Raw genomic sequence first — 15424 nt, 5'->3', positions numbered from 1 at the left:
CTGGTTTTATCGGTATGCGGGATTAAGCGCTGCGGGTCGCCAGATTGATAAAGATCTGGGCTCCGACCAGCAGGCAATCGTCATCGAGGTAGTAGGGGTTGGCATGCAGGTAGTTGCAGATCCCCTTGGCCTGACAGCCGCTGCCGAGGAAGAACATGGCCCCCTTGCGGCCACGGCAGGCGTTGACCATGTAGCTGAAATCCTCGCTGCCGGTCATCGGCTGACCCTGGGCGTTGATTCCCTCGGAGGGCAATACGTCGGCGGCCGCTTGCAGCAGACGGGCGCAGGCATCGGCGTGGTTCTCGACCGCCGGATACCCGGCATAGACCATCTTGGTCTTGAAGCCGCGCAGTTCGCTCTGGGCCACGATCTCCTTGAAGCTGTTCTTCAGGATCTGGTCGGTCTCGGCATCCATGGCACGGATGGTGCCGCGCGCCTGCACATGGTCGGCGATGGCGTTGGGGATGGTGCCGCCGTTGATCATGCCGCAGCCAAATACCGCCGGGCTGAACGGACTGGTGCGCTTGGCGACGATGTAGTCCATGTCCTCGATGATCCGCACCGCTTCGCGGATGGCATCCAGCCCCTTGTGGGGGGTCGAGCCGTGGGCGGAGATACCGTGCACATCCAGCGTCCAGGCGGAGCCCCAGGAGGACATGACACCGTGGTTGAACTTGATGGTGCCGGTCTCCATGGCGCCGTCGTTATGGAGGGCATAGACCTCGTCCACCCCCTTCATGCAGCCCAGTTCGACCATCTTCTCGGCGCCCGGCACCCGCATATCCTCTTCCGCCATCTGGAAGATAAAGCGGACGTTGTACTGCAGGCGATCGCGGTTGGCGGCCAGAAACTTGGCCGCGGTCAGGGCGATCGCCATATGGGAGTCGTGACCACAGTTGTGAGCCATTCCCTCGTGGGTTGACTTGAACGCAACGTCGCTCATGTCGTGCATCTCGAGGCCATCCATGTCGGCACGGAAGGCGATGGTCGGCAGCACCGGGTCAACCACCAGATCGCCGTGGAAACCGGTGAAGCCCGGGTAGTCGGTGAGACGGTAGCCAAAGCCTGCCATCAGCTCGCGGCAGTAGGCCGAGGTCTTGAACTCGACGCCGGAGGCTTCCGGAATGGTGTGCAGATGGTGGCGCACTTCCTGACTGAAGTCGCGCAGGGCCAGCAGGGCCGGTTCAATGTGGATGTTGTTCATCAGATGATCCCTTGGATGGAGAAGCCGAGCTGGGCCACCAGCGAGGCGCCGAAGAAGCAGCAGGTAGAGACGATCATGAAGATCAGGATCACTTTCCAGGACATCTTCTTCAGCTCTTCCAGCTGACCGCCCACCGAGAGACCGGCGAAGGCCAGCAGCGGTACGCAGCAGGAGAGGAAGGAGATCTTGGCGACGGCGTCAATAAAGAGGCCGCGCACCGGGGTTTCCGGCAGGCAGATGAGAATGCCGATGATGGTGGCATAGGCAAACGCCGGCAGGGAGGAGGGCAGGTAGCGCTTGGCAATCAGCGAAGCGAACACCACCAGCGACATGGCGATGAAGCTGTCACCCATCAGCCAGAGCGGGGTGCCGGTGGTCAGGGTCTGGGTAAACATGGCCAGCAGGATCGCCAGAAAGACGAACCGCATATCCATTACGATGCTTTTCATGCTTTCTCTCCTTTGGCAGTCAGGGCATAGATTTTTTCAGCGAGCGGCAGACCCAGATAGGTGAGGGAGAGGGCGCCGAGGGCAGACGAGAGCAGGTTCGAGGCTGCCGCGATACTCAGCACCTGCTGAGCCAGCGCTTCGTCGAGACCGTTGATCAGGGCGCCGGAGGCGGCACTCAGCATGGAGCCTGAGCCCACGCCGGAACCGGCAGCCAGCGCCAGCGGGTGCAGGCCAGTGAGCGGGGCGATGCTGCCCAGCACGCTGAACCAGAGGGTGCCGATGACGGAGCCGCACAAGTAGATGGCCAGCACGCCGATGTACTCCTGAGAGCCGGTGCCGAACTTGCCCTGAATTACCGCGACGGACGGCTCACGGCTGATGGAGGAGCAGGCCCCGATGGCGCGGCGGCCAAAGCCGAACTTCACCGCCAGCGGAATGGCGATCAGGATCGGCAGCAGATTGCCAATCTCCTGCAGGAACAGCGGTACGCCGACGCTCAGGATCATCTTCAGGTTGGGGATGATCATCCCCGCATACTGGGTGCCCAGGATCAGCAGGCTGAAGCCCACCATCTTGCCGCAGAAGCCCTCTTCTTTTTCGGTGAAGAGCTGCTTCCAGCCGGGAATGCGATCCTTGACCGGTTTGGCGGAGACAATCATGCCGATGATGACGGCAAAGAGCATCGGCAGGATCGGGATGATGGCGATGCCGATCTTGATCTCCTGTTTGCCTATCAGGTACTGGGCCACAAAGATCAGCATGGCGGTTGCCAATATGCTGACCGTGACCGTCTTGAGGGGGCTGGTTTGCTGCATAGTCTTTTCTCTTGTTATTCCCATGTGAGGCCATCGTCAGGGTTGTCCAGACCGATGATGGGGGCATCATAGGGATAGAAGAGGGGCAGGAATGTGACCTTCATCAAGCTGGCCATATGGCATTTTTTCATGTGGTATGCCCTTTAACCCTCTGGATACCAAGGGTTAAAGGCCGTTAACAGAACGTCAGCATTGGCAGGACAAGATAAAGCAAACAGGAGGGAAATGGTGACACCGCCCCGCAGGGCGGTGACGCGGATCAGACGGGCGTTTTGAGCCGTGCACTGCGCAGCAACAGGGGGAGCTGGTAGAGCACCAGGGCGCCGAGTACCAGTCCGGCACCGGCCAGTTTGGCGCCGCCTAGGGGTTCGCTGTAGAAGAGGGTGCTCAGCAGCAGAGTCCAGACCGGTTCCAGCAGCATCATCAGGGCGGCATGGGCGGTGGTCATCTTGCTCAACGCATGGGTGAGCAGCCAGTAGCGCAGGGTGGTGGCGATCAAGACGCTCGCCGCAAACCAGCCCCAGATGCCGTGGCTGACTCCAGCCTCGGGCCACTGTTCGGTCAGCAGGGAGAGCAGGGTGCCGAGCAGGCCGGTCATCGCCAGCTGGATGCAGGTGAGCCAGGTGGGGGCAATGGATTGGGCGAAGTGGCGATGGACGGCAAGCTGGATACCGAGGGTGGTGGCCGCCGCCAGAAACCAGAACAGCGAGAGCGACACGCCCCAGTGGGTACTGCTGGAGAGCAGCAGCAAACCGGCGATGGCGATGGGCAGGGTGAGCCAGTAGTGGCGGCCTGGCTTGGCCCGAAAGGCTCCCCATGCGGCCAGCGGGGCCATCAGGGTGGCGACGCTCATGATAAAGGCGCCGCTGCCGAGCGCATCGCTCTGGCTGATGGCGGTGACCCACAGCAGCAGGCTGGCGCCGAGGAGGGTGCCGCAACCGGCGGCGCGCACCATCTGGGGTCGGCTCGGCGGTGGCTCGCGCAACCAGGCCAGGGGGAGCAAAAGCAGGGCGGCCAGCAGAAAGCGGCTGCCGATAAAGGCGGCGGGGGGCAGTTCGCGGATCGCCTCTTTCGAGAAGAGCCAGCCAGCGGCGGCCAGCAGGGTGACCAGTACCATCAGCAGCAGGGGAGTGCGGTTCATCGGGGTCGTCATGGTGAAATGGAGGGAAGAGCATAAAGGAAAGGCGCCAGGTATTGCTACCTGGCGCCTTTCGCATCTGCCTTGAACCGCCGTTGCGGCTCGCGGCCAGCAATCAGTTCATGCCGTAACGCTTGAGCTTCTTGCGCAGGGTGCCACGGTTGATACCCATCATCACGGCAGCGCGAGTCTGGTTACCACGGGTGTACTGCATGATCACGTCCAGCATCGGCGCTTCGACTTCGGAGAGAACCATATCGTACAGATCAATCACTTCCTGACCGTTCAACTGGGCCAGGTAGTTACGCAGGGCCTGTTGCACAGAGTCACGCAGGGGGCGCTGGGTCGGCTCGGCAGCGTGATTGTGAGTAGTTGTTACCAATGCATCAGAAGTCAGGGTTTGTTCGAACATATTCGGTCGGCTCTTTAGTTATCTTGTTAACCTAATCCATCGAAATACGCTTCGAGTGCCTCAAGTTGCGCGTCTGCGCAATCCAGGGCATTGAAGTGCTTACGGAATTCTCGGCCCGTCTCTTCTTCATCCAGATACCAGCCCACGTGTTTACGGGCTATGCGCGCTCCCAGATATGCACCATAAAACCGGTGCAGGTTGGTTACATGCTCGTTCATCAGGGTGCGAACCTCTTCCCTCTCGGGAGGCGGCAGCTTGGTGCCCGTCTCAAGAAAATGACGGATTTCCCGGAAAATCCAGGGTCGTCCTTGCGCAGCTCGGCCGATCATCACGGCGTCAACACCGGTATAGTCGAGGACATACCGGGCTTTCTCCGGGCTGTTGATGTCACCATTGGCGACAACAGGAATCGATACGGCCTGCTTAATCGCCCTGATCGTGTCGTACTCCGCTTCGCCCTTGTAGAGGCAGGCACGGGTACGACCATGCACGGCAAGGGCCGCGATACCGCAATCTTCGGCGATTCGGGCGATCTCCACGCCATTGCGGTTATCCGGATCCCATCCTGTGCGGATCTTCAAGGTGACAGGCACCTCCACTGCATCCACCACGGCCCGGCAAATTGCTTTGACCTGATCGGGGGCACGCAGCAGGGCAGAACCTGCCAACTTCTTATTCACTTTTTTTGCCGGACATCCCATGTTGATGTCGACGATCTGTGCGCCCTGCTCAACGTTGTAGCGGGCAGCAAACGCCATCATCTCGGGGTCGGCTCCGGCAATCTGGACCGATCGCAATCCGCCTTCTGCAGAGTGATCCATCCTCATCCGGGTTTTCTGGGTATCCCAGACATCCGGGTTGGCCAGCAGCATCTCGGAAACGGCCATGCCAGCCCCCAATCGCAAACAAAGTTCACGGAATGGTCGGTCAGTTACACCGGCCATGGGAGCCACAATCAAGGGAGTTTCAAGCGTGTGGGGACCTATCTGCATTCCACGGTTACCATCGGCTTAGGGCGGCGTATATTACGCATTTTTTAGGCAGGAGAAAAGGTTAGTATTTGAGCGTCAGCCATTTTTTTCTGAAAAAAACGTCGCGCCAAGGCTTGCAAATTCTGGAGTTATTGAAAAACGGCCAGATTGCCGGAGAGTGAGCGCTGTACCATTCGGGTCGGACGCCTGCATAATTGTCAGTCCACTTGCAGGCTCGCTTTGCGTTATGATAACGGGCTTAAGTCGAGCAAATGCTCCAAACATTTATGCAACAAAAGCGGATTGGGGATCTATGACGTCAAGGTTCATTAAATCACTCTGGCCGTGTCTGATGGGGGCCGTGCTGGGGTCGGCGCAGGCGCAAACCATCAGTTTCGGCGAAGCCTGGACCCGGGTCATCCAGCAGGATGAAGGGCTGGCTGCCGAGCAGGCCGGGGTCGATCGGGCCAAGCAGCTGCGCGAGGCGGCCAAGGACATGTATCTGCCCAAAGTGGATCTGGGGGCCAGCTATACCCATCTTGATCAGCCGATTGAACTTGATGCCCTCGATCTCAATCCGCTGGCCAAGCAGAAAGATCTGATCCTGGCGCTCGGCAGCCTGTTCGGGGTCGGGGCCAACGCATTTGTCACCCCCCTGACCAAACAGAATGTGGTGACCAGCTCGGTCAAGATGCTCTGGCCGCTGTTTGCCGGTGGTCGCATCGATGCGGCGCAGGATATCCGCCAGGCGCAGGTGAGCGAGGCGCAGCAACTGCTGGTGCTCAAGCAGCAATCCACCTTCGAGAGCCTCTCCCAGACCTATTTCGGCGTGGTGCTGGCTGCTCAGGTGGTGCAGACCAAACAGGAGATCGAAGAGGGGCTGGCCCACCATCTGGATCACGCCAAGAAGCTCGAAGCACAGGGGCAGATAGCCAGGGTGGAGCGCCTCTCCGCCCAGTCGGCCTATGACAGAGCGCGCATCGATACCCAGAAGGCGCGCCGCAGCCTCGAGATCGCCGAACTGGCCCTCGGCCGCATGCTGAAGTTGCCAAATGCCCAGCCGGGCAGCGGCCTGTTCGTCAACAAGGAGCTGCCGCGCCTTGAGGGGTTGGTGAGCCAGACCCTGGAGGTGCACCCCGGTCTCAAGCTGCTCACTGCCAAGAAGGAGCAGGCCAAGGGGCTGATCCGGGTCGAGCAGGGCAAATATGCCCCCGAGGTGTTCCTGTTCGGCAACTACAACCTCTATGAAGATGATTCGCTTGCCTCCAAGACCGCGCCGGACTGGCTGGTGGGGGTGGGTGTCAGCATGCCGCTGGTGAGCCGCGATGGCCGCTCCGAGACGGTGCAGGCCGCCAAGAGTGCCGAGCTGCAGGTCAATCTGCTGCAAGCCAAGACCCGTCAGGATCTGGAGTTGCTCGTCGAGAAGACCTGGCGCGAAGCTGCGCAGGGGCTGGAGGAGTATCAATCCCTCTCTTCCACCCAGGCGTTGGCAGAGGAGAACGTGCTGCTGCGGGACAAGGCCTTCGGTCAGGGACTCTCTACCTCCCTTGATGTGGTGGATGCCCAAAACCAGCTGGCGGGGGTCAAGACCCAGCGCGCAGCGGCGGCCTATCAATATGTGGTATCGCTGGCCCGCCTGCTGGCCCTCTCCGGCCAGATGAACAGTTTCAATCAATATCAGCACGGTCAGGTGATCGAGGTGAACTCATGATCCCGGCCCTGTCTGTTCCTTTTTTCATGTCTTTTCCGACCGTCAAGGGTCGCCAGTTTGTCGAGGTGAAGTGATGAGCCATCCCCCCATCAAAAAGAAGATGAGCCAGGGTAAACCGCTGTTGTTGCCGCTGGCGCTGGTGATCCTGGTGGTCTGGCTCGGCTGGCGCTTCTGGCTGGCCTATCAGCCGGAGCCGGTGCATCTGCAAGGGCAGATTGAAGCGCAGCAGTACTCGGTCTCCTCCAAGGTGCCGGGTCGCATCGACGAAGTGTTGGTCAAAAAGGGTGATCAGCTGACCAAGGATCAGCTGGTCTTTACCCTGGCGAGCCCCGAGATTGAAGCCAAGCTGAGTCAGGCCAAGGCCGGTGAGGCCGCTGCGGGTGCGTTGGCGCAAGAGGCGGAGAAAGGGGCCCGTGCCCAACAGATCGCTGCCGCTAAGGATCAGTGGCAAAAAGCCAAGGCTGCCGCCCAGCTGCGTGGCAAGACCTATGAGCGGGTGGCCAGTCTGCACCGCGACGGCGTAATGCCCCTGCAAAAGCGAGACGAAGCCTGGACCGCCTGGCAAGCCGCCCGCTACAGCGAAGGGATGGCGTGGCAGCAATATCAAATGGCGCTGGAAGGGGCGCGGGAAGAGACCAAGATCGCCGCCCGCGAGAAGGCCAAGATGGCGGCCGGTTCGGTGGCCGAGGTTGAGGCCTATCTGGCCGATACCCGTATCGTCAGCCCCCACAATGGTGAAGTGAGTCAGGTGCTGCTGCGCAGCGGCGAGCTGGCGCCGCAAGGCTTCCCGGTGGTGACCCTGCTCGACATGAGCGATGCCTGGGCCCAGTTCCACGTTCGCGAGGATCTGCTGCCCCGCTTCCCGGTCGGTACCGAGTTTGATGCCCGCATCCCGGGCCTTGGCGATCAGATGGTGCGCTTCAAGGTGACCCATGTGGCCGTGATGGGGGATTTCGCTACCTGGCGTGCCACCGATACCCGTCAGGGCTTCGATATGAAGAGCTTCCAGGTGGAGGCTCGCCCGCTGCAACCGGTTGAGGGGCTGCGGGTTGGCATGAGTGTGCTGGTTGAACTCTGATGGGACGTGAATTTCGGCTGCTGTGGCAGGATCCCTTCAGTCGTGCCCTGATGAGCTGGGTGCCGCTGCTGCTGATGGGGATCCTCTGCTGGATCTTCTCGGCAGGATTGGCCCGCGACCTCAAGGTGGGGCTGGTGGATCTCGACCACAGCATGCTCTCGCGCCAGCTCGCCTTCTCGCTGGATGGCTCGGCCGGGCTCAAGGTGGCGCAACAGTTTGACTCCATCGATGCCGGTGCCCACGCCCTGCGCGGCGGCGACATCTATGCGCTGGTGGTGATCCCCAACCATCTGGAGCGGGATGCCCGTCAGGGCACCCAGCCGCAGGTGACGGTGTTCAACAACGGCCAGTTCATCCTGATCGCCAAGCTGGTTAACTCAGCGCTGGCGCAGGTGGTAGGCACTCTTAACGGTCAGGTGGGCGTGCTGGAAGCGATGGCTGACGGCAAGGCGCTGCCCGGTGCGATTGGACAGTCAGTGCCCATCAGCAGTCAGGTCACTGCGCTCTACAACCTCAACTCCAGCTACGCCCAGTTTCTGCTGAGTGCCATTCTGCCTGCGGTGTGGCAGATCCTGGTGGTGCTGTTCGGCCTCAATGCGCTGGCCCGTACCGATCGGCTGGGGCTGGACTGGACCACTCGCGGTGTCTGGTTTGGTCTCTGGCGCACCCTGCTGCCCCACGTGCTGATTGGCTGGGGCTGGGGGATTGTCTGGACGCTGCTGCTGTTCAAGGGCTTCTCCTACCCCATGCACGGTAGCTGGCTGGTATTGCTGGTGGGGCTGGGGCTCGCCTCGGCCGCCTGCGTCACCATGGGGGCCTTCTTTTACGGCATCATCCGGGATCCGGCCCGCGCCCTGTCGCTGGCGGGGGCTTACACGGCGCCCGGCTTTGCCTTTATGGGGGTCACCTTTCCGGTGAGCGCCATGGGGGATTTTGCCCGCTTCTGGCGCAGCCTGTTGCCGGTCTCTCACTATGTCGAGTTGCAGATTGGTCAGAGCAACTATGGTCTGCCCCTCGCATCGGCGCTGCCGCAACTGGGGGCGTTGCTGCTGTTTCTGCTCCCCTTGCTGCTGGTGGTTCGTCGTTACAAGCAGCAGGCCGAGCTGGCCCGTCAATCTGCCGCAGTGGCCGTCGCCGAGAAGGAGCCTGAGTGATGTTGGGATTTGTCGATCTGTTGCGCCTAGAGCTGCGCACCCTGCTGGCGGATCGCGCCATCATGCTGACCCTGTTTGGCGGAGTGATCTTCTACTCGTTTCTCTATCCCCAGCCCTATCTGCATCAGCTGCCGCGGGAAGAGGCGGTGGTGGTGGTCAACGACGATGGCAGTCAGCTGTCCCGTCAGCTGGAGTTTATGGCCGATGCCACCCCGCAGGTAAAGCTGGTGGCGCGAGCCAATTCGCTGGCCGAGGCGCGCCAGCTGATGATGGCCGGGGAGGCGAGCGGGATCCTGCACATTCCCAACCACTTCTATCGGGATCTGATGCTGGGCAAGAGCGTCACCCTGAGCTATGCCGGTGATGCCTCTTACTTTCTGGTCTACGGCACCATTGCCGAAGGACTGGCGCAGGCCGGTGGCACTCTCGCCGCGCAGGTGAAGGTGGCGCGGCTGTTGAGCCACGGCGAGGCACTGCCACAAGCGGCCATGGGCTGGAACGCGGTGGCCCTCAACGTGGTACCGGTGTTCAACCCCACCATGGGCTATGTGAATTACGTGGTGCCGGCGGTGTTCGTGCTGATCCTCCATCAGGTGCTGCTGATGGGGGCGGGGATCCTGGGGGCGACCCAGAACCAGCGCAGTTGCCGCGGCGAGCATGGCTACTGGCAAAGCGCGCCGGTGTTGCCGCTGCTGCTGGCCAGAACCCTGGTGCTGGCGGGGTTGTTCCTGCTGCCGGTGAGCTACTTCCTCGGCTTCTGCTTCGATCACTACAACATCGCTCGCCATGCCGACCCGGTGCAGCTTTGGCTGTTTGCTCTGCCGTTCCTGCTGGCGACCTGCTGGTTCGGGATTGTGTTGGGGGCGATCTTTACCCGGCGGGATCTGCCGACTCAGGTGGTGCTGGTCTCCTCCCTACCGCTGGTCTTTCTGGCGGGCTTTATCTGGCCGCTCGAGCTGATCCCGGCGCCTCTCAACTGGCTGGCTCAGTGGGTGCCCACTATCCCCGCTATCGAGGGTTTTTTGCGCCTTAACCAGATGGGGGCCGACTTTGCGCAGGTCTCCCGCTACTGGTGGCAGCTGTGGGGTCTGGCGCTGCTTTACGGTGTGCTGGCCAGCCTGTTGCTGCGTTGGCGGCAGCAGTCGTTGCCGGTTGCTCGTCCGTCAGTCGTGCAGAGTGAGACGACCGCCGGTTAAACGGGATAGGGCAAGCGCCCGTGAGATGGCGGGTGCGGTAAAGCGAAAACGGTCAGCCCTTGGGCTGACCGTTTTGTTATGTGGTGGGGTTAAGCGGTTTTACTGCTGCTTTAGCTGCGCTGGAGTTCGGGATCCCCGATGGCGTAGATCTGCCCCACTGCCGTCTCATCCGCCAGCAGGCGCAGCCCTTGGGCGGCCACATCGGCGCGGCGTACCAGTCCGTGTACCTCCTTGCCCTGACTCAGCTCGGCGCGGCTGGTGGCGTCGCCATCCTGCAGGCCCGCCGGGCGCAGAATGGTCCATGCGAGGGCGCTGGTCTGCAGCCAGCTCTCCGCCAGACTCTTGAGACGCACCTCGTGACCGAAGGCGGCGCGTGCCCGCTCCGGCAGATATTGCCAGCTGTCGCCGCAGCCGAGGGAGGTGACCAGCAGCAGCCGTTTCAGGCCTGCCTGCTCCATGGCATCGATTACATGGCGGTTGCCCTGATAGTCCACTGGCGCGGCCTGACGGAAGCTGCCGAGGGTAGAGACGACCTGTGCATCTTGCCCCGCACGGGCACATGCCTGCTGCACCGCAGCCGGATCCAGCGCATCCCCTTCGATGACTTCGACCCCCAGCGCACTCAGTTCCATGGCCATCTCGGGGCTGCGCACCAGCGCAACGACCCGGTGACCCTGGCTCAGGGCGTGGTGAGTAAAGGCGCGGCCCAGCCCGCGGCTGGCTCCGAAAATCAGTGTGGTTGGCATAGATGAGCTCCCTTGGCAAAAGGGGCTAGCCTAGTGGCTTGTTCGCCTGCTGTAAATGAGAGTTGTTTCTATTTGTGAGTCAGCAAGGAGGAGAAGGTGCGAGCCGTCAGCGACTCGCACTCTTTGAGAGGGATCAGCCGTTGTAGTTGCCGATGCTGGGGCGACGGCTTGGGCCGCTCAGGTGGATATCCACCGGATTGAACGCCTTGATCGCCTCATAGCTGAAATCACCGATCGCCTGATGCAGGGTCTGAGGCGTGTGGTTGGTGATGATGATGACGCTCTTTGACAGGTTGCGACGGCGGCGCAGCAGGTGGCCGAGGAAGCTGGACTGACTCTCCGCCATTTTGGCGCGGTTGGCCGATACCTCATCGATGATCAGCAGATCCACCTCTTCCAGCGCGCGGCGGTACTGGTTGCGCTCATCCTGATCGGGGATCACGTTGAAGAAGAGGCGATCGACGATGGAGGCCCACTGCTGGAAGATCACCGATTTCTGGTGACGGGCGATCAGCTCATGCGCAACCGCCCCCGCCAGGGTCGACTTGCCGGTGCCGTAGTCGCCGTAGATCAGCATGCAGCCGCCACCGCTCTTCTCCCAGTGCTCGAAACCGCTGATAAAGTAACGGGCGGTCTCGATGGGATATTGCAGCGCCGGGTCACCGGCATCCATCTTGTCAAATACCCAGTCGGGGTTGAGGTCGGCCTGGGCGATCAGCTTCTGGATCCGCTCCTGACGGGCCGCCTTCTGCAGCTCGCGCACCTCGGCGTTGGCCTTGGCGTCGTACTCCTTGCGCAGGGTCTCGTAGTCATACTGGCCGCCGCCGGTCTCTTGCTGCAGGCGACGAATGCGCTCCAGCAGGCCACCCACATGGCGGCTCAATTCCGGGTCGTGAATACGGTGATCCTGCTTGGCCTTGGCGATCTTCTGGCGCTTGGCTTCGATCTCTTCCAGCTCCTGGCGCAGGGGATCTTGCGGGTCAGTCATGGAATGCTCCTTCTGCTCGATCAGGGATGGGTAGACAGGGGATTGATTCTGCCTGCAGGCGGGGGCCGCTATCAATCATTATCCGGCTCCTGCTGCGCTGCGGGTTCTTGCGTCTGCTGTTGGGCCAGTCGCTTGGCCTCTTCAATCATCTGTTGGGCCCGTTTGCTGGGGCCCGACTCTGCCGGTGCCGGCGTCACCTGCTGGTAGCCCTGCACCTCCATCGGTTTGCGACGGGTATAGCGGCGGGTCTTGAGGGCGCGAATGAACTTGAGCATCCATTGATGCTGGGAGTCGAACACCTCGGGGCGCCCCAGCCAGTAGGCGATAAACTCCCCCAGATCCTCTTCGCTATAGCTGGCATCGATCACTCCGCACAGGCGGGCGAGGGCGGGCAGCTCTTCGTCCGGTCGCCATTGCAGGTGCATCTGGAAGGGGCGCTCCGGCAGCGGGCTGCGCAATTTCTGGGTCAGCAGCGGCAACTGGAACGGGCACTGATGGTAGTGCTCACTCTCGGGCTGAGCCTCGACCTGCAGCAGGCCCGCCTCCATCAGTTCATCGAACAGCTCGGTGAGCTGGCGGGCATTGACCTGAAACGAGAAGCCGCAGGGATCACCCGGATCGACCACCGCCAGCGCCCGACCCAGCTCGGGATAGTTGAGCCTTGCCGCCTGATTTTCCAGCACCAGTCGGCGCAGCTGCAGGGTATAGAGACTGCGAGCCGGATGGGACAATCTGGGGTGGGCAAGGGCGCTGTATTCGGCTGGGGTCATGGTCTTCTTCACGAGCTGGAGTGGGGGGCATTATCCCTTATGGCGCCCACTTGCACAATTCGGATGGCGGTCGCAGTCGCGGGGCCACCCGAGTGAATAGAGCTGCGCGGACGGATGGGGTTCTCTTGATGCCATCATATGAGCGAGGTCTACTTTTGACGCAGGGTTTCCGCGCTGACCACACTTTTGAGCTAGTCTTAATACCTAAATAACCAATTGACTAATAAGAGCTTTATCAAGATGTCAAAAGCCGGGCTACGGATCCTGGTGGTGGAGGACGAGGCCGTTTTTCGCCACTCGTTAGTGAGTTACCTCGCACGGGACGGGGCAACGGTGTTTCAGGCCGAAGATGGTATTGAGGGGCTATCGGCCGCGGCTCTCTACCATCCCGATGTGGTGCTCTGCGATCTCAACATGCCCAATATGGATGGCCACGAGGTGATCGCCTGCCTCTCTGCGCGCTATCCCCATATCCCGGTGATCGTTATTTCGGCCCAGAGCACCATGGAGGCGGTCGCCAGCGCCTTGCGTGCCGGTGCGCGGGACTATCTGCTCAAACCCCTCGAGGATTACGCACTGGTCGAGCGCAGCATTGAACAGTGTCTCAACGGCAGCGCCAACCGGGCGCAGCAGCTGGAGCTGATGGATCACATCGACTATTTCAGTGCCCATGACAAGGCGGCTAGCCGCCTGCTGGCGGGGCTCAAGCCGCCGGGTTTGCAGGAGTGGGGTCCCTGGCAGGTCACGTTCAAGGGGCTGGGGCAGTTGTTTATTCCAGATACCTTCAAGGTGGAAGACAAGCTGCTGGTGCTGGTGATGGAGCTGCCGATCATGGGGACGGATGCGGCATTTTGTGGTGCGCTGGTGCGATCCTTGATGAACGTCCCCTACCGCCAGTTTCAGCAGAACGAGAGCCGGTTGCTGAGCCAGCCGCACCGGTTGCTCGACTACCTCAACCATCAGTTGATGGCGTCAGGGCTTCGCCACTCTTTTGCCATGGCGGCGCTGCTGTTTGATCAGCATGATGGGTTGGTGTTTGCCAACGCCGGGCTTACCTCTCCCCACTGGCTGATGCGCTCAGGCGGCCTACCCCTTGGCCTGATGCGCAGCAGCCACTACGCCCTGCACAAACGCAGCTGGCATGAACCGTTCGCCCTGCAGTTTCGCAGCGACAGCGGCGGCTCGCTGGATGTGCAGGTTCGTCATCACTGATGCCGCCTGATAAACAGGCTAAAACAAACAGGGCGCCGATGGGCGCCCTGTTTGTTGTTTACAATCCTGACCGTTTAGACGGTGGCGGATTGCAGTTTCTTCTCTTGAGCTTGCGGCTCTTTGGCCGGGCCTTCGGCACCGTGCATCCAGTAAACCAGGCGGTTGGCCATGGTCAGCAGGATCAGGGCGCTCAGTACCGCCGCCAGGGCGATGCCACCGAAGATGGCGATCGGACCGGCTTCACCAACGAAGGAGCCGATAAAGCCCGCAGCGTAGTTGGCCAGGGCAACGAAGCCAAACCAGGCGCCCATCATCAGGGAAGCCAGACGCAGCGGAGCCAGCTTGGTCACCATGGAGAGGCCAATCGGGGAGAGGCAGAGCTCGCCCAGGGTGTGGAACAGGTATGCGCCAACCAGCCAGAACATGGAGGTCTTGACGGTGTTGTCACCACCCTGCTGCAGCACGGCACCGACCATGAACAGGAAGCCGATAGCCAGGAACAGCAGACCCATGGCGAATTTCACCGGAGAGTTCGGCTCTTTCTTGCCGAGCTTGATCCAGATGGCCGCAACGACCGGTGCCAGAGTGATAATGAAGAAGGGGTTCAGGGACTGGAACCAGGCGGTCGGCACTTCGAAGCTGCCGATCATGCGGTCGGTATACTCCTGGGTGTAGAGGTTCATCAGACCACCGGCCTGCTCGAAACCGGCCCAGAAGATGATGGTGAACAGACCCAGTACCAGAATAACCTTGATGCGATCCACTTCCTGCTTGGTCAGCGGTGCTTTCTGCTCGGTAGTACGCAGGGCGGCTGCGCGCTGGGCAGCAGTGCACGACCTATGTCACCCAGGAAACGCTGGGCCATGGTGGCCTGGATCACCAGAGAGAGCAGCATACCGATACCGGCGCCGACGAAGGCTGCTTGCCAGCCGTAGGCCGTAGCGGCAGCACCACAGATCACGCCTGCCAGCAGGGAACCCAGGTTGATACCCATGTAGAAGATGGTGAAAGCACCATCACGGCGGTGATCGCCCTCTTCATAGAGGTCACCCACCATGGTGGAGATGTTCGGTTTGAACAGGCCGTTACCCACGATCAGCAGCGCGAGGCCCGCGTAGAACATGGTGTTGACCATATCCGGGAACATGGCGTGGGGCAGTGCCAGAGTGAACTGACCTGCGGCCATCAGCACGGCACCGATCAGGATGGCGCGACGTTGACCCAGGAAGGTGTCAGCCAGCCAGCCGCCGATCAGCGGAGTGATATAAACCAGACCGGTATAGATACCGTAGAGTTTGAGGGCATCTGCCTGACTCCAGCCCAGACCGCCGTTGGCAGTCAGGTCGGTCAGATAGAGCACCAGCACGGCACGCATGCCGTAATAGGAGAATCTCTCCCACAGTTCGGTACTAAAGAGCAAAAAAAGCCCTTTAGGGTGACCTAAAAAGGTCCCTTTTGACGGGTTATTCATTGGAACTTCCACCTGTGTCTTATATTTTTTTGAGTTTTTTATGCAAGGGCGAGAAACACGCCTCAATCCTTATAGAGCATGTGTGAATAAATTACAACATTATGATTTG

Annotated in this window: 14 protein-coding genes and 1 pseudogene; 5 read left to right on the top strand and 10 right to left on the bottom strand. The window is 60.9% G+C overall.

What is annotated here, in order from left to right:
- Positions 1-22 precede the first annotated feature (22 nt).
- The 6 genes from ACTG2W_RS09585 to dusB all read right to left on the bottom strand — a co-directional run bounded on the left by ACTG2W_RS09585 (position 23) and on the right by dusB (position 5010).
- Entirely contained in the window at positions 23-1204 is a 1182-nt protein-coding gene (locus ACTG2W_RS09585; protein ID WP_005341171.1) for a M20 metallopeptidase family protein, read from the bottom strand.
- Positions 1204-1653, bottom strand: coding sequence for a hypothetical protein (locus tag ACTG2W_RS09580; protein WP_033114935.1), 450 nt, complete (start codon positions 1651-1653; stop codon positions 1204-1206). Before ACTG2W_RS09580 ends, ACTG2W_RS09585 begins: the two co-directional genes overlap by 1 nt.
- Positions 1650-2468, bottom strand: coding sequence for a DUF3100 domain-containing protein (locus ACTG2W_RS09575; RefSeq protein ID WP_005339140.1), 819 nt, complete (start codon positions 2466-2468; stop codon positions 1650-1652). Before ACTG2W_RS09575 ends, ACTG2W_RS09580 begins: the two co-directional genes overlap by 4 nt.
- Before the next feature lie 259 nt (positions 2469-2727).
- Entirely contained in the window at positions 2728-3609 is an 882-nt protein-coding gene (locus ACTG2W_RS09570; protein ID WP_106842208.1) for a DMT family transporter, read from the bottom strand.
- A 112-nt stretch (positions 3610-3721) separates the two neighbouring features.
- Complete coding sequence (gene fis, locus ACTG2W_RS09565; RefSeq protein WP_005309538.1) at positions 3722-4018, bottom strand: DNA-binding transcriptional regulator Fis; 297 nt, start codon at positions 4016-4018, stop codon at positions 3722-3724.
- A gap of 26 nt (positions 4019-4044) precedes the next feature.
- Positions 4045-5010 carry a tRNA dihydrouridine synthase DusB gene (gene dusB / locus ACTG2W_RS09560; protein WP_019445016.1) on the bottom strand — a complete coding sequence of 322 codons (966 nt, stop codon included), beginning with the start codon at positions 5008-5010 and terminating at the stop codon, positions 4045-4047.
- Between the two features lie 292 nt (positions 5011-5302).
- Here dusB and ACTG2W_RS09555 point away from each other — a divergent pair, with 292 nt between their 5' ends.
- From ACTG2W_RS09555 to ACTG2W_RS09540, 4 genes are all read left to right on the top strand, one after another.
- Positions 5303-6700, top strand: a complete 1398-nt coding sequence (locus ACTG2W_RS09555; protein ID WP_042052508.1) for a TolC family protein — start codon at positions 5303-5305, stop codon at positions 6698-6700.
- A 73-nt stretch (positions 6701-6773) separates the two neighbouring features.
- Positions 6774-7778 carry an HlyD family secretion protein gene (locus ACTG2W_RS09550; protein ID WP_421309387.1) on the top strand — a complete coding sequence of 335 codons (1005 nt, stop codon included), beginning with the start codon at positions 6774-6776 and terminating at the stop codon, positions 7776-7778.
- Positions 7778-8932, top strand: a complete 1155-nt coding sequence (locus tag ACTG2W_RS09545; protein WP_041210389.1) for an ABC transporter permease — start codon at positions 7778-7780, stop codon at positions 8930-8932. The genes ACTG2W_RS09550 and ACTG2W_RS09545 overlap by 1 nt, the downstream gene beginning before the upstream one ends.
- Positions 8932-10128: an ABC transporter permease gene (locus ACTG2W_RS09540; protein WP_106842240.1), complete on the top strand. Its 1197-nt coding sequence runs from the start codon at positions 8932-8934 to the stop codon at positions 10126-10128. The genes ACTG2W_RS09545 and ACTG2W_RS09540 overlap by 1 nt, the downstream gene beginning before the upstream one ends.
- 110 nt (positions 10129-10238) lie before the next feature.
- Here ACTG2W_RS09540 and ACTG2W_RS09535 read toward each other — a convergent pair whose 3' ends face one another.
- From ACTG2W_RS09535 to ACTG2W_RS09525, 3 genes are all read right to left on the bottom strand, one after another.
- Positions 10239-10874 (bottom strand): NAD(P)-dependent oxidoreductase, encoded by a 636-nt coding sequence (locus ACTG2W_RS09535; protein ID WP_106842241.1) that lies wholly within the window; start codon positions 10872-10874, stop codon positions 10239-10241.
- 133 nt (positions 10875-11007) lie between these two features.
- Complete coding sequence (locus tag ACTG2W_RS09530; RefSeq protein WP_005341142.1) at positions 11008-11862, bottom strand: DnaA ATPase domain-containing protein; 855 nt, start codon at positions 11860-11862, stop codon at positions 11008-11010.
- A 71-nt stretch (positions 11863-11933) separates the two neighbouring features.
- Complete coding sequence (locus ACTG2W_RS09525) at positions 11934-12632, bottom strand: DnaT-like ssDNA-binding domain-containing protein (protein WP_005349201.1); 699 nt, start codon at positions 12630-12632, stop codon at positions 11934-11936.
- Positions 12633-12872: 240 nt separating this feature from the next.
- Between ACTG2W_RS09525 and ACTG2W_RS09520 the strand changes: the two genes are divergently transcribed.
- Positions 12873-13844 carry a response regulator gene (locus ACTG2W_RS09520; RefSeq protein ID WP_005358239.1) on the top strand — a complete coding sequence of 324 codons (972 nt, stop codon included), beginning with the start codon at positions 12873-12875 and terminating at the stop codon, positions 13842-13844.
- A gap of 74 nt (positions 13845-13918) precedes the next feature.
- Here the strand turns inward: ACTG2W_RS09520 and ACTG2W_RS09515 are convergent.
- Positions 13919-15315: pseudogene (locus ACTG2W_RS09515) on the bottom strand (peptide MFS transporter).
- Positions 15316-15424: the final 109 nt, after the last annotated feature.

It is taken from the genome of Aeromonas sp. 96A, assembly GCF_051919165.1.
In the GTDB taxonomy this organism is placed as follows: domain Bacteria; phylum Pseudomonadota; class Gammaproteobacteria; order Enterobacterales; family Aeromonadaceae; genus Aeromonas; species Aeromonas veronii.
This window is presented reverse-complemented; position numbering and strand designations above follow the sequence as displayed.